This window comes from Micromonospora sp. NPDC005171, from assembly GCF_040608575.1.
Lineage (GTDB): Bacteria > Actinomycetota > Actinomycetes > Mycobacteriales > Micromonosporaceae > Micromonospora.
In genome coordinates, this window is the sequence record NZ_JBEXIM010000004.1 from 1 (window position 1) to 13,514 (window position 13,514).

Genomic DNA, 13,514 nt, shown 5'->3' on the forward strand with positions numbered 1-13,514 from the left:
CCGGACGGATGTCCCTGTCGAACTACCTGGGTCAATCGCTGCTCTGTGTGCTGGTCTTCACCGGCGTCGGACTGGGCCTCGCCGGCACCGTCGCACCTGCGGTCGTCCTCGTCATCGCGGTCGCCATCTATGGTGCGCAGCTCGCCGCCAGCGCGGCGTGGATGGCTCGGTTCCGGTACGGACCGGTGGAGTGGCTGTTGCGGGCCTGGACCGAGCAGCGGTGGCCACAGCTCCGGGCCGCCGACCCGGTCTGACGGCGTGTCCGGCTCGCCACCGTCGTTGCGCTCCGGGTCATCAGCCGAACGGATGACCGGAGGCGATGATCGGCTATTTCCATGTGCGACGGACACCCCGCGACGCTTAGGAAGGAGGCATGACCAACGAGCGGACCGTTCCCCTACTGCCGTGCGCATCCATCGACGACATCGAAACCTTCTACGGAGTTCTCGGTTTCCACACCACGTACAAACAACGTAAGCCCAACCCGTGCGTGGGGGTGCAGCGCGAGGACCTTGACCTGCAGTTCTTCGAGATCGCCGGATTCGACCCGGAGCAGTCCTATGGCTCCTGTCTCGTAATCACCCCGGACATCGAAGGACTACACCGAGCATTCGCAGCCGGCATGCGGGCCGCGTACGGCAAGGTACTGGTCTCCGGAACGCCGCGGATGACCCGGCCCAGGGCGCGCAAGAACGCCGACGGGTTGGGCGGATTCAGCGTCATCGACCCGGGCGGCAACTGGATCCGCGTCTTTCGGGACGCCACCACCGCGCCCATGCCGGCCGCCACGCCTGCCGGGCGGCTGGCCAAAGCCCTAGCGAATGCTGTCGTACAGGCCGACTCCAGGGGAAGCGTCAGACAGGCTGTTCGGATCCTCGACAGCGCGTTGGCCCGCCCGCAGGCCGACGACGACCCGGTCGAGCAGGTAGAGGTCCTGGTCTACCGCGCCGAACTCGCGATGGTGCTGCACGACCCACAGACTGCGGCCGAACTGCTGGCCCGCGCCCAGTCCGTCACGCTCACCGACGACGAATCCGAAAGGGCGGCACCCGCGTTCGACAACGCCGCCGAACTCGCAACAGCACTGCGGTGACTCACCACACGAACGCCTCCACCACTTGTGCGAGCCATCGCTGTAGTGGAACTTCGCGTCACCCGGCCGCAGGATGCTCACCGAAGCCAGCCGAGGAAGCGTCTGTGCAGCGTCCCCGCCGGCACCCAGCTCAGGTCCTCGGAGGCCCGCACCAGCTGGGCACCCAGGTAGAGCGCCAGGGAGATCGGAGCGTCGTCGAACTCGGCGCGTAGCTGGCGCTGCCGTGTGCAGCAGGGCCATGGCGAACCGCAGCCGCCGCAGCTCCAGATCGGCAGCACCGGGCCGTGCGTGGTCATGCGCGGCCTCCGCGCAGCGCCGCCGTCAGGGACCGCGTCTGCCGGTTGGTCGCCCAGTGCACCTGCCAGCACGGGTACGGCGTGAGCCGCGAGCACCACGCCCGACCGCCGGTGCAAAGGCCGCCTGTCCCGGGCAGACGTCCGACCAGGGTTTGCGATTCCGCCTCGTTGCTCACTGCTCCTCCTCGGCGGGCCAGTGCCCCCGGTTGATCGGGATGCGGTGTCGGCTGCGACAGGGCAGCTCCGCCCCACAGCGGCAGATCCAGCTCCACTTCCGCCACGACCAAACCGGGCGGTGTCGCCGTGCCAGGGTCATCGCGACGGCGATCAGGTACTGGTCGTAGGTCACTCGTCGCCACGGTGGTGTCCTGGCCCGCATCACTGGCTCCCTCCGCCGGGCAGCGCTCCATGACCGACCTCGAACCACGGGATCGGATCTGGAACGTTCGGTAACTGCGACGCTACGATCACGACGGCGGCGGTTGGACTCACCCGTAGTACGAGTGAGCAGGTCAGATGGGCTGCCGCAGCAGTGGTTTCACGGCGGAAACGTCGACCACCGGTCAACATAGGGATGACGGATGACAGGTCGCGGACGATCAGCAACACGTCGCGGCGGGGTGAGCGGCTACCTGTTCAAGCTGATCCGGGAGTCCATCCCGCTCACGCAGGAGCAGCTCGCCGTCGACCTGGACGTCGATCGCGTGACCGTGCAGAGCTGGGAATCCGGGCGCCGGCCACTCGCCTCGGTACCGCTCGGGCAGGCGATAGCCGTCCGACGCCGGCTCGGACGACTCGGCGCGAACACACTCCTGCTCGCAGCACTCGACGACGCCGCCGAGGCCGATCTCATCCTCGCCGCCGTCCTCAACGAGCACGTGGACCGCTGCGACATCGCCGAACAGCCGCTGGGCTGGTCGGTACTCACCCACCGTCTGACGGACTTGATCCTCTGGGCCGTCCTCGGGCAGACACCGACCTTCGCCAGAGGGCTGCCCATCGCCCATCCCCGGCGGGGTCCGGTCGCGTCCGGACCGACCCTGCCCGTTCACGAGCAGCGTGCGTTCTTCGCTCACCTTCACGTGCTCGCCGATCGCGCCGCGGCCGGACGGCATCGGAACGTGCTGCTGCACCGGCAAGCCTGCTTCCTTGCCGGCATGGACCCCACCAAGGCAGCAGCAGGTTGGCTCAGCCAGACCACCGCCCGAGCACGCCGCACGACCACCTTCCGCACCTGGTCACCGCTGTGGTCCGACGCCCGCTCCGTCGTCACGTCCCTCGCTAATCAGGGCGACCCGGAACCGTTACGAGACTTCATCGCTCGCGCCCATCCCGACGACGCCTGCGAGCGAGCGGCCCTCAACTACTCGGCCTACTGGGTGGGTGAGATCCCGTACCGCCACCGCGACGACTCCTTCATGCCCGAAGCGCCCGCTGACTGGCATGGCTCGATTCTTTTTCGGCACCTGGTCCATCGCCTCGAACCAGGGCATCCCTTCGTGGACCTCAACATCCACAACGTCTGGGCTCTGCTGGCCGCACGACGCGGTCTCGCTCTCGACAATCCCGCCGCGACTCGGGCGCTCCTCGACCGCAGTGTCCCGCTTCTGGACAGTGACCGGATCTCCGCGCAGTCGCGGCAGGAACTAACCTCTATCGTCTACAGCCTGCGGGCGGACGGACTCACCGGCACAGGGACGGGCAGATGACCGACGATCACGACGCCGCCGGAGCGATGAACTTCATCTTCGAAGCTGGCGTCCTCAAACGCGCCGCCCGGACCGGCTGGTGGTTCGCCGGCGTCAAGCAACCCGAGTCCATCGCCGAGCACTCCTTCCGAACGGCGCTCATCGGAATGATGCTCGCCGCGATGGAGGGCGCCGACCCAGCCCGAGTGTCGATGCTCTGCGTTCTGCACGACACCCAGGAAACCCGGATCACCGACATCCCGCACATCGCCAAGCGCTACCTCACCGCCGTACCCAACACCGCCGTCACCGCCGACCAGGTCGCCGCCTGTCCCCCAGCCGTCGGAGACGTCATCACCGCCGCCGTCGCTGAATACGAAGCTGGCGAGACACTAGAAGCTGTCGTCGCCCGTGACGCTGACAAGCTGGAATGCCTCGTTCAAGCCGTCGAGTACCGCCACCAGGGCGTCGACAACGTGCAGCGCTGGATTGACAGCTCGCGATCCGCTCTGAAGACCGCCAGCGCCCACCGCCTTGCCGACGCCGCCCTCAGCGGACAACCCCTGGCCTGGCTCACTCCCCAGCCGCAGGAGTAAGCGTCTCAACACTTCTCGTCCTATCGATCGCGAGCCCAGGCGTAGTCGGCCAAGCTGGACGAGACGTCCTGTGAACTGGGCCTGGACGCGCGGTGCGAGAAGACCAACGTCAAGCCGATCACCGTCCACGACGCCCGCCGCACTTGCGCCACGCTGCTCGCTGACCTCGACGTCCACCCCAGAGTCGCCATGCAGGTGCTCAGGCACGCCCGCTTCTCCGCGACGATGGAGATCTGCACGCAGGTATCGACGGAGGCGACCAGAGACGCACTCAAACGCCTTGGCGACTCACTCGGGCGCTGACGGAACTGCTGTACGACAGCAGAAAGGCCACCTCCCGAACCCGGGAAGCGGCCTCTGACTTGCGAGAACTGAGAGTGGGCGATGCTGGTATCGAACCAGCGACCTCTTCGGTGTGAACGAAGCGCTCTCCCACTGAGCTAATCGCCCTCAGCGCCACTGACTCTACCCGATCGTGGAACCGGACCGGAAATCCGGGGTCAGTGCGTCGCGAGGTACTGCATCGCTTCGGCCACCACGTCGATGCCGAGGCTGTACTTGAGGGACAGCCAGACCACCGTGGCCACGAAGACCAGGCCGACGGAGCCGAGCACGATTCGCACCAGCAGCGACTGTCTCGTCACCCAGCGTGTCCAGCCGTGCACGTGGCGGCGGGTGAAGCCGAGCAGTCGGCGCGCCCAGTGGTATTCGACGGCCCAGATGCCCAGGCCGGCGATCACCAGCAGCCAGCCCGGCCCGGGGAGAGGGATGAGGGCGATGCCGATGGTCACCACCAGCGCCCCTGCGATCGCGATGAAGATCTTGAGGGCGATCCGGCCGGTGGGGTTGGCGCGGATGAGGTCGAGGGTCAGCGAGATCCGTTCGCGCCAGCGGGGGCTGCGCGGCCGGTCCTGCACGGCGACTCCGCCGCCACCACCAGCATCGGCGTCGCTGCCGCGACCAGCCCCGGTGCCGTCACCACGACCAACGGTGGCGCCGCCACCGCGACCGGCGCCATCGACACCGGGACGACCGGCGTCGGACGCCGGCCGACCGGCCCGTTCGGGCTGCTCCATCGGCACTCCGTACCCCCGCTTTTCGGCTGCTCGGACCGCGACTTTCGGCGGGCCGGGCACCGCCGCCGCATCCACTGAGGATTGCTTCGTCACCATTTCACCCCCCAGTGTCGCTCGGGCCCGTCACTGCAACGCCCGACTGGACGTTACCGGAGTAAGTCGACGACTGAGCCACCCGATACCGGGCGGGATCACGCACTGGGCAGAACCGGAAATCCTACATGAATGCTCACATTCACGCGGCCTTTCCGTCCCCCTTCCCACCACTGGGTGAAGTCAGCGTATGGCGGAGCGTAGCCAGGAGTAGCACCTGAGTATGGGAAAAGCGGGACACGCGCGTTCCGCAGCGGTGCCGGGGGGAGAACGTCCATGAGTGTCATCCGACCGACGACCGTAGAGGTCGAGACGTCGCTAAGGCTCGTCGCACCTGACGCCACCGCCTTGCCGGTGCGTGCCAGTCTGCGTTACGACCCTGCTGACCCGTATGCGGTCCATGTCCTGTTCCATGCCGAATCGGCCGGGGGCGAGGCGGTGAGTTGGTCGTTCGCTCGCGAACTTCTGGTCACCGGCCTGGACGAGCCGGCCGGCATCGGCGATGTGCGGGTCTGGCCCTGGGCCACACCGCGCGGCGACTTCGTCGCGCTGGCCCTCTCGTCACCGGACGGCAACGCCCTCTTCGAGGTGCCGCGCAGCGTCCTGGTGCGTTTCCTTCGACGGACCTACGTCGTCGTCCCGCGCGGCCGTGAGGCCGAGCACCTGGACGTCGACACGGCGGTGAACCGGCTGCTCGCCGGCCGCTGACCGCCCGAACAAGCAACACCGGCCACACCGGGGCCGCGCGGATCTGCCGAGTCCGCGCGGCCCCGGCACACACACCCAGGGGTACGCGGACAGCCCGCCCCGGGTCGGCCGGTGCTCACCCGTGTGTGGTGATGCCGCCGTCGACGGGAATGACCGCGCCGGTGAGGTAGGCGCCGGCGCGCGACGAGAGGTAGATGGCCGTGCCGGCCATGTCCTCGGGGCGTCCGATGCGGCCCAGCGGCACCTGCTGCTCGATGGCGGCCCGGCTGGCCGGGTCGTCGAGCGCGAACGCCATCATCTTGCTCTCGAACGGGCCGGGCGCGATCGCGTTGACGGTGATCTGCTCGTCGGCGAGTTGGTGGGCGAGGCTGCGGGTGAGCATGTGCACGGCCGCCTTGGTGGCCGAGTACGCGTACACCTCCATCATCGGCACCCGGATGCCGTCGATCGACCCGATGTTGATCACGCGGGCCGGGTCGTCGGCGCTGGCGGCGGCGCGCAGCGCCGGCAGCAGCGCGGTGGTGAGCCGGAAGACGGCCTTGACGTTGACCGCCCAGAGCTTGTCGAACGCGGCCCCGGGGTAGTCCTCCAGCGGCGCACCCCAGGTCGCGCCGGCGTTGTTGACCAGCACGTCGAGGCGGCCGAAGCGTTCGAGGACGGCGGCGGCGAGCGTCTCGGCGCCGGCGTCGTCGCCGAGGTCGGCGGGGATGGCCTCGCAGCGGCCCTCGGCGGAAAGGGTGGCGGCGACCGCCGCGCAGACGTCCGCCTTGCGGGACGAGATGATCACGTGTGCGCCGGCCCGGACGAAGCCCTGGGCGATCATCAGCCCGATCCCCCGCGACCCACCGGTGACCAGGACCGTCTTACCTTCGACCGAGAACAGCTGCGTCATGCCCATCCCATCGCGAGTCGGCGGGGGCCGTCGGTCGGTCGGCGGGCCGGCGGATGCCGGGTGGACCGCGGACCGACGGCGCTACCGCCGGGTAACGTAGCCCGGCCGCCGGGACCGGGACAACCCCGGGGCGCCTCGCGGATTCCGCTGCGAACGTCGCCGGGGATGCGGTGACCTGCGGTTCGGACTACCGTCGCAGGCGATGGTCTCCACTGATCCCTCCCCCGCGCCATCGATCGGAACGGCGTCTCCGGTCACCGACGAGATATCCACGTTCGCGCTGGCCGATCTTGCCGGTGACCCCGGCTGGCGTCGGCCGGTGATGGTCGAGCGGGAGCTGTTGATTCTCACCACGCGTGGGCACGGCGACGCGGAACTCGACTTTCATCTGCTGCCGTGCCGGCCCGGCACACTGCTGCGGGTCCGCCCCGGCCAGGTGCTGCGCTGCGCCGGGCCCCAGTTCGACGCCACAGTGGTCGCCTGGGATCCCGAGGCGCTGCGCGACTTCGACGTCGACCTGACCACGACCGCGACCTGGCGGCAGTTGGCAGGTGAGGACGAGGACGCGGTGATCAGCGAGGTGAGCCAGTTGGCGGTGGACTGTCGGCGGCACCCCGACGGCCCCACCGCCCGCGCCCTGCTTCGGCATCAACTGGCCGTGCTGCTGCTGCGGCTGGCCGTGGCGCACGCCGACCGGTCGCCGGCCCGGCCCGAGGACGAGACGTTCCACAGGTTCCGCCAGGAGGTGGAGCACGGCTATCCGCACACCCGGCGGGTGGAGGACTACGCCGCCGAGCTCAGCTGCTCGGTGCGGACACTGACCCGGGCGTGCCTGGCCGTCACCGGTCGCAGCGCCAAACAGGTCATCGACGAACGGGTCGCCCTGCAGGCCGGCCGGTTACTCGCCACGACGGATCAGCCGATCGCCGAGATCGGCCGGCGGCTCGGCTTCTCCGAACCCACGAACTTCGGCCGCTTCTTCACCCGCGAGGTCGGGGTCAGCCCCGGCGCGTTCCGGGCCGCCCGGGACCAACCGGCGGCCGGCCGGGTGGTCCGACCCCGACCACCGGCCGAGTCGACGGGCGCCAACGGCGGCAGGTTCCGCCCCGGCACCCCCGGCGGAGCCGCGAACGGCGGGCACGCCACGAGGTCCGGTCCGCCCGCTGCGGGGCCGGGCGTCACCGGCCGGGCATGATGGCAGGGTGCAGATCTCCGCGCGCGGCGACTACGCGGTACGGGCGGCGTTGAGCCTCGCCACCGCGTACCCCTCGCTGCTGTCCACCCAGGCCATCGCCGCGGAGCAGGACATGCCCCGCAAGTTTCTGGAGGCGGTCCTGGCGGATCTGCGCCGGGCCGGCATCGTCCGCGCCCAACGGGGTGCCGAAGGCGGCTACACCCTCACGCGACCGCCCCGCGAGGTGACCGTCGGCGCGGTGCTACGCGCCGTCGAGGGCCCGCTGGCCGGGGTACGCGGGCTGCGCCCCGAGGAGACCCGGTACGAGGGGTCGGCGGAGAACCTGCCCGGCCTATGGGTGGCGGTCCGCGCCGCCGTGCGCCGGGTCGTCGACGAGGTGAGCCTCGCCGAGATCGTCAGCGGTCGACTGCCCGCGCACGTCCGCAAGCTCACCGCGCTGCCCGACGCGTGGGAGCCCCGCTGACCCTGGGCCGGCTCACAGCGTCCACACCACCTCCTCGCTGCTGAGTCGGGGCAGCCGCCGCTCCCAGGCGTCCGGACCGGGGTGGCCCAGGTTGAGCAGCAGCAGCGCCTCGTGCCGGCCATCGGGGAAGAACTCGCGGGTCACCGCGGCCGCGTCGAACCCGGCCATCGGGCCGGCGGCCAGCCCGGCGGCCCGTACGCCCACCAGCAGGTAGCCGATCTGGAGGGTCGCGCTGAACCGGGCTTGCTCGGCGCGGGCCGGGCGGTCGGCCAGCCAGTCGCGGGCCTGCGGCCGGTGCGGGTACAGCTCGGGCAGCCGTTCGTGGAAGTCCACGTCGGCGGCGAGCACCGCCACCAGTGGCGCGCTGGCCGTCTTCGCCCGGTTGCTCGACGAGACATACGGCAGCAGCCGCGCCCGGGCCGACGCCGAGCGGAGCAGCAGCACCCGCAGCGGCTGACCGTTGTACGCGGTCGGCCCGTACCGGATCAGGTCGTGGATCGCCGCGACCTGGGCGTCGGTGACCGGCTCGTCGGTGAACGTGTTGGCCGTGCGGGCCGCCCGGAACAGCAGGTCCTGGGCGGCCCGGTCCAACGCGAGCAGGTCGGCCGTGGCCGGTGCGGTCACGTCCGGGAAACGGCTGTGGTGTAGCCGCCCCGGTGGTGCACAAGTGGTGCGCCGTCGCCGCCGTCGCCGAGCGCCAACGGTTCGGCGATCACCAGCGTGTGGTCGCCGGCCGGAACCCGGTGCACCACCCGGCAGAGCAGCCGGGCCAGCACCCCGCCGAGCAGCGGCACCCCGAACGGTCCGGACGTCCAGTCCGGGTACGCGGCGAACCGGTCGATGCCGCTGGTCGCGAAGACAGTGGCGGCCTCGCGCTGCCCGGCGCTGAGCAGGTGCACGGCGACGTGCTCGGCGCGGGCGAGCACCGGCCAACTCGACGACGCCACCCCGAGGCAGAACGAGACGAGCGGAGGCTCCAGCGACACCGACGTGAACGAGGTCGCGGTGAAGCCCGCCCGGATGGGCGCGCCGATCCCACCCAGGCAGGCGGGGTCGGTGGCGCGGGCGACAGTGGTGACCACTGTGACGCTGCTGGCCTGTCGCCGCAGCAGCGCGCGGAACAGGTCCGGGTGCACCGGTCGCAGCTCGGCGGTGTCCGCCGCCGGGCGCTCCACGGTGGTCATGCCGGCACCAGGGCCGACGCGGCGTACGCGCTGGCCGGTCGGGGCAGACCGTAGTGCTCGCGCAGTGTCCGGCCGGTGTACTCGGTGCGGAACAACCCACGGGAGCGCAGCACCGGCACCACGTGGTCGACGAAGTCGGCGAGCCCGCCGGGCAGGTGCGGCGGCATGATGTTGAACCCGTCGGCGGCGCCCTGGGTGAACCACAGCTCGATCTGGTCGGCGATCTGCTCCGGCGTACCGGCGACGACCCGGTGCCCCCGGCCGCCGCCGAGCCGGCCGATCAGCTGCCGGATGGTGAGCTGTTCCCGGCGGGCCAGCTCGGTGACGAGCTGGTAGCGGCTCTGGTGGGCCTGCACGCTGCCGGGATCTGGCAGCTCCGGCAGCGGCCCGTCCAGGGGCAGGCCGGTCAGGTCGATGCCGAGCATCCCGGAGAGCTGGGCCAGGGCGTAGTCGGGGACGATCAGCTCCTCCAACTCGGCGGCGAGCGCCAGCGCCTCGGCCTCGGTGCCGCCGAGCACCGGCGCGATGCCGGGCAGGATCTTCACCAGGTCCGGGTCCCGACCGGCGGCGGTGACCTGCCGGCGCAGCTCGGCGTAGAAGCTCTGCCCGTCGGCGAGTGTCTGCTGCGCGGTGAAGACCGCCTCGGCGTAGCGGGCGGCGAAGGCGATCCCGTCCGGCGACGAGCCGGCCTGCACCAGCAGCGGTCGGCCCTGCGGCCCCCGAGGGATGTTCAGCGGGCCACGGACCTGGAACTCCGGCCCGCGGTGCGCCACCTCGTGCACCCGGTCGGTGTCGGCGAACACCCCGGCCGCGGTGTCGAAGACCAGCGCGTCGTCCTCCCAGCTGTCCCAGAGCTTGATCGCCACGTCGACGAACTCGCCGGCCCGCCGGTACCGGTCGGCGTGCGCGGGATGGCTGTCCCGGTTGAAGTTGACCGCCTCCCGCTCCTGCGCGGAGGTGACGATGTTCCAGCCGGCCCGGCCGCCGCTGAGGTGGTCCAACGAGGCGAACTTGCGGGCGATGTGGAACGGCTCGTTGTAGGTGGTGGAGACCGTCGCGATGAGACCGATGTGCTCGGTCACCGCGGCGAGCGACGCGAGCAGGGTCAGCGGCTCGAAGACGGCCTGGATGTTGTGCCGGGGGTTCGGCCCGACCGAGAGACCGTCGGCGAGGAACAGGGAGTCGAGGGTGCCACGTTCGGCGATCCGGGCCAGCTCCTGGAAGTGCCGTACGTCGGTGACCCGACGCGGGTCGGTGCGGGGGTGCCGCCAGGCGGCCTCGTGGTGGCCGACGCCCATCAGGAACGCGTTGAGGTGCAGGGTACGAGTCATGTGGTGTCCGTCCTATCCGGCAGAGACGTCGACGCGCCAGGTGGAGAAGCGACGTTCGAGGGCGATCAGGAGCTGGTTGACGACCACGCCGATGGCGGAGATCGTGATGATCCCGGAGTACATGTCGGCGATCGCGAAGTTGTACTGCGCGTAGTTGATGAGGTAGCCGAGCCCGGCCTTCGCGCCGACCATCTCGGCCGCGACCAGCACCAGGATCGAGTACGCCCCGGCCAGCCGGACGCCGGTGAAGATGGTCGGCACCGCCGCCGGCAGGATCACCTTCTGGAACAGCCGCAAATGGTTGAGCCCCATCGAGCGGGCCGACCGGATCAGCAGCGGGTCCACGCCCTTCACCCCGGCGATGGTGTTCAGCAGGATCGGCCAGGAGCACGCGTACAGCACCAGGGCGATCTTGGAGGTCTCCCCCAGGCCGAGGATGAGCACGAACACCGGCAGCAGGGCCAGCGCGGCGGTGTTGCGGAACACCTCCAGCAGCGGGCTGAGCAGCTCGGCGAGCGGCCGGTACCAGCCGATCAACAGCCCGAGCGGGATGGCGGTGAGCACCGCCAGCCCCAGCCCGGCCAGCGACCGGGTGAGGCTCGCGCCCACGTGCTCGGCGAGCTGCCCGCTGCGCAGCAGCTCCCACCAGGCCACCAGCACCTCCGACAGCGGAGGCAGGAAGACCCGGTCCACCAGCCCCAGCCGGGGTGCGCCCTCCCAGATCGCGGCGAGCGCGACGATCGCGACACCGCGGTGCAGCACCTTGCCGCCGAGGCCGAGCAGCCGGCCGGCAAGGCCGCCGGCACCGGGTCCGGCGGCGGCCGCCGCGTCGGGCGCGGCCGTCGGGGCCACCAGCCGGGCGGGACGTTCGGCGATGTCAACCAACGCGGGCCTCCTCGGTACGGGCCGCCGTCGGCGCCGCGCGCCGCGCGTCGGCTCCGGCGACGACGGGAGTACGAGCACCAACTGCTCCGGTGTGGGCGGTGCGGCTGCCCGTGGCGCCTTCGGCGGCCTGGGCCGCGCGCACCTCGTCACGCAGCAGGGTCCAGATCTGGTGGCGGTGGTGGCGGAACGCGTCGGTGGAGCGGACGTCCTCGACCGCGTCCCGGTCGCCGAGGTCGATGTCGATGACCTGTTTGAGCCGCCCGGGCCGGGACGTCAGCACCGCCACCCGCTGACCCAGGTGGACGGCCTCGTCGATGCCGTGGGTGATGAACACGATGGTCTTGCCGGTGCGGGCCCAGATCCGCACCAACTCGTCCTGCAACGAGTCGCGGGTCTGCGCGTCCAGGGCGGCGAACGGCTCGTCCATCAGCAGCACGTCCGGGTCGTACGCGAGGCTGCGGGCGATGGCGACCCGCTGCTTCATCCCACCGGACAGCTCGTGCGGGTAGCGGTCGGCGAACCCGCGCAGGCCCACCAGGTCCAGGTGACGCTCGATCAGGGCGGCGCGTTCGGCCCGGGGCACCCCCTTGGCCTCCAGACCGAACGCGACGTTGCCGGCGGCGGTGCGCCAGGGCAGCAGCGCGTACTGCTGAAAGACGATGCCCCGGTCCAGGCCGGGACCGGTGACCGGCCGGCCGTCGACGAGCACCTGCCCGCCGGTCGGCCGGGTGAGCCCGCCGAGCAGGTCGAGCAGGGTGGACTTGCCGCAGCCGCTGGGGCCGACGACGACCAGGAACTCGCCGGGGCGTACCCCGAGGGTGACCTCGTCCAGTGCGGTGACCGCGCCGGCGCCGCCACGCCGGCTGGCGCGGACCGGGAAGGTCTTGCTCACCCGATCGAAGAGAATCTTGTCGGTGCTCACGCGCTGCCCCCGTCAACAAAGGGGTTGAACCGGTTGGTGTAGATGTCGCCGGGCTTCGGACGGTCGCCCTTGAGCTCGCCCTCGGCGGCGAGCCAGTCGATCCAGGTGCCGAACTCCTGCTCGGCGATCACACCGCCGCGACCGGCGACGCCGCTGCTCTTCCAGTACGCGACAAGCGACGGGTCCTCGTTGCGGCCCCGTTTGCCGATGATGTCGCGCATCCGGGCGACAACGGTCTCCCGGGGCTGGGTCCGGACCCACTCGATGGCCTTGCCGACCCCGGTGACGAACGCCTTCACGGTCTCCGGGTTGCGCTTGATGAAGTCGTCCCGGAAGACGTAGGTGCCGCCACTGAAGGCGCCGAGCAGCTCGTAGTCGGTGAAGATGGTGTGGATGCCGCCGCTGGCGACCGCCTTGTCCCGGATCACCCCGCCGAGCACCGCGACATCGATCTGCCGCTGTCGCAGCGACTGCTCGGTGTTGACAGGTGGCAGGGCGAGCAGTTCGACCTGCTTGACCTCGGCGGGGGTGAGGCCACCGCGGGCGAGCCACGTCTTGAGCACGGCCTCGGCGTGCGCGCCGAGGGTGTTCATGCCGACCTTCTTGCCGATCAGGTCGCGGGGGCCGCGGATCGGGCTGTCGTCGAGCACGTAGTAGCCCTGGAAGGTCTGCGCGTCCGAACCGTAGTAGCTGACCACGGCGGTGATCGGGGCGTTGGCGGCGGCGAGCTTGACGATGGCGCCGTTGAACGCGCCGCCGACGTCGCTCTGCCCGGTGGCCGTGGCCTGGATGTCCTGCGGACCACCTGTGACGTTGCCGATCCATTTGAGCTTGACGTCACCGAGGTAGCCGAGGTCGGCGGCGAGTTCGGGGAGGGTGACCTGACCGACCGAGCCCTGGTAGCGCAGCTCGGCGGCCTGGGCGCCGCCGGCTGCGGCGTCACCGCCGCAACCGGCGGTGGCGGTGAGCACGACCAGCGCGGCAACGGCGGCGACGGTACGCGAAATGGCACGACGGGGTGGGGACATGAGGAGTCTCCTGATCTGTCCACGATGGGGGCAGGGACGCCCGGATGAGGGCGTGCGGGCACGC

17 protein-coding genes, 1 tRNA gene and 1 pseudogene are annotated in these 13,514 nt (G+C 70.7%); 8 read left to right on the forward strand and 11 right to left on the reverse strand.

Translation table 11 applies throughout. The annotated features are described in order from the left end of the window. A partial coding sequence (locus ABZU74_RS08260) for a DUF418 domain-containing protein (RefSeq protein WP_355419782.1) occupies positions 1–254 on the forward strand: 254 nt, incomplete at its 5' end. A gap of 119 nt (positions 255–373) precedes the next feature. Further along, entirely contained in the window at positions 374–1,093 is a 720-nt protein-coding gene (locus ABZU74_RS08265) for a VOC family protein (protein WP_355419784.1), read from the forward strand. A gap of 77 nt (positions 1,094–1,170) precedes the next feature. On the opposite strand, the gene ABZU74_RS08270 is transcribed toward ABZU74_RS08265, so the two are convergent. Both ABZU74_RS08270 and ABZU74_RS08275 read right to left on the reverse strand, forming a co-directional pair. After that, a complete protein-coding gene (locus ABZU74_RS08270; protein WP_355419786.1) occupies positions 1,171–1,389 on the reverse strand; it encodes a hypothetical protein in 219 nt (72 codons plus the stop codon). Positions 1,390–1,561: 172 nt separating this feature from the next. Next, positions 1,562–1,738 (reverse strand): hypothetical protein, encoded by a 177-nt coding sequence (locus tag ABZU74_RS08275; RefSeq protein ID WP_355419788.1) that lies wholly within the window; start codon positions 1,736–1,738, stop codon positions 1,562–1,564. 232 nt (positions 1,739–1,970) lie between these two features. Here ABZU74_RS08275 and ABZU74_RS08280 point away from each other — a divergent pair, with 232 nt between their 5' ends. The 3 genes and pseudogenes from ABZU74_RS08280 to ABZU74_RS08290 form a co-directional block, all read left to right on the forward strand. Beyond that, the gene (locus tag ABZU74_RS08280; protein WP_355419790.1) at positions 1,971–3,098 is read left to right on the forward strand and encodes a helix-turn-helix transcriptional regulator; all 1,128 of its coding nucleotides are present in this window, start codon (positions 1,971–1,973) and stop codon (positions 3,096–3,098) included. Next, a complete protein-coding gene (locus ABZU74_RS08285; protein WP_355419792.1) occupies positions 3,095–3,673 on the forward strand; it encodes an HD domain-containing protein in 579 nt (192 codons plus the stop codon). The genes ABZU74_RS08280 and ABZU74_RS08285 overlap by 4 nt, the downstream gene beginning before the upstream one ends. Before the next feature lie 4 nt (positions 3,674–3,677). After that, positions 3,678–3,976, forward strand: a pseudogene (locus tag ABZU74_RS08290) (hypothetical protein); the annotation flags it as partial. A gap of 75 nt (positions 3,977–4,051) precedes the next feature. On the opposite strand, the gene ABZU74_RS08295 reads toward ABZU74_RS08290, so the two are convergent. Then, positions 4,052–4,123: transfer RNA gene (locus ABZU74_RS08295), tRNA-Val, on the reverse strand. Positions 4,124–4,173: 50 nt separating this feature from the next. After that, positions 4,174–4,845: a PGPGW domain-containing protein gene (locus ABZU74_RS08300; RefSeq protein WP_355419794.1), complete on the reverse strand. Its 672-nt coding sequence runs from the start codon at positions 4,843–4,845 to the stop codon at positions 4,174–4,176. A gap of 273 nt (positions 4,846–5,118) precedes the next feature. Between ABZU74_RS08300 and ABZU74_RS08305 the strand changes: the two genes are divergently transcribed. After that, the gene (locus ABZU74_RS08305) at positions 5,119–5,550 is read left to right on the forward strand and encodes an SsgA family sporulation/cell division regulator (protein ID WP_007457244.1); all 432 of its coding nucleotides are present in this window, start codon (positions 5,119–5,121) and stop codon (positions 5,548–5,550) included. A 115-nt stretch (positions 5,551–5,665) separates the two neighbouring features. On the opposite strand, the gene ABZU74_RS08310 is transcribed toward ABZU74_RS08305, so the two are convergent. Continuing rightward, a complete protein-coding gene (locus ABZU74_RS08310; RefSeq protein ID WP_355419796.1) occupies positions 5,666–6,442 on the reverse strand; it encodes a glucose 1-dehydrogenase in 777 nt (258 codons plus the stop codon). 202 nt (positions 6,443–6,644) lie between these two features. Between ABZU74_RS08310 and ABZU74_RS08315 the strand changes: the two genes are divergently transcribed. Together ABZU74_RS08315 and ABZU74_RS08320 are read left to right on the forward strand one after the other, a co-directional pair. After that, positions 6,645–7,637 (forward strand): AraC family transcriptional regulator, encoded by a 993-nt coding sequence (locus tag ABZU74_RS08315; protein WP_355419798.1) that lies wholly within the window; start codon positions 6,645–6,647, stop codon positions 7,635–7,637. Positions 7,638–7,644: 7 nt separating this feature from the next. Then, positions 7,645–8,100 carry an Rrf2 family transcriptional regulator gene (locus tag ABZU74_RS08320; RefSeq protein ID WP_355419800.1) on the forward strand — a complete coding sequence of 152 codons (456 nt, stop codon included), beginning with the start codon at positions 7,645–7,647 and terminating at the stop codon, positions 8,098–8,100. Positions 8,101–8,112: 12 nt separating this feature from the next. Here the strand turns inward: ABZU74_RS08320 and ABZU74_RS08325 are convergent, their stop codons facing one another. From ABZU74_RS08325 to ABZU74_RS08350, 6 genes are read right to left on the reverse strand one after another with little or no spacing between them, the layout of a single operon-like run. Continuing rightward, positions 8,113–8,724: a malonic semialdehyde reductase gene (locus ABZU74_RS08325; protein ID WP_355419802.1), complete on the reverse strand. Its 612-nt coding sequence runs from the start codon at positions 8,722–8,724 to the stop codon at positions 8,113–8,115. Then, positions 8,721–9,284, reverse strand: a complete 564-nt coding sequence (locus ABZU74_RS08330) for a flavin reductase family protein (protein ID WP_355419804.1) — start codon at positions 9,282–9,284, stop codon at positions 8,721–8,723. The genes ABZU74_RS08325 and ABZU74_RS08330 overlap by 4 nt, the downstream gene beginning before the upstream one ends. Continuing rightward, positions 9,281–10,615 (reverse strand): LLM class flavin-dependent oxidoreductase, encoded by a 1,335-nt coding sequence (locus ABZU74_RS08335; RefSeq protein ID WP_355419806.1) that lies wholly within the window; start codon positions 10,613–10,615, stop codon positions 9,281–9,283. The genes ABZU74_RS08330 and ABZU74_RS08335 overlap by 4 nt, the downstream gene beginning before the upstream one ends. Before the next feature lie 12 nt (positions 10,616–10,627). Then, the gene (locus tag ABZU74_RS08340; RefSeq protein ID WP_355419808.1) at positions 10,628–11,500 is read right to left on the reverse strand and encodes an ABC transporter permease; all 873 of its coding nucleotides are present in this window, start codon (positions 11,498–11,500) and stop codon (positions 10,628–10,630) included. Then, positions 11,493–12,422 carry an ABC transporter ATP-binding protein gene (locus ABZU74_RS08345; RefSeq protein ID WP_355419810.1) on the reverse strand — a complete coding sequence of 310 codons (930 nt, stop codon included), beginning with the start codon at positions 12,420–12,422 and terminating at the stop codon, positions 11,493–11,495. The genes ABZU74_RS08340 and ABZU74_RS08345 overlap by 8 nt, the downstream gene beginning before the upstream one ends. Next, a complete protein-coding gene (locus ABZU74_RS08350; RefSeq protein ID WP_355419812.1) occupies positions 12,419–13,450 on the reverse strand; it encodes an ABC transporter substrate-binding protein in 1,032 nt (343 codons plus the stop codon). The genes ABZU74_RS08345 and ABZU74_RS08350 overlap by 4 nt, the downstream gene beginning before the upstream one ends. Positions 13,451–13,514 lie beyond the last annotated feature (64 nt).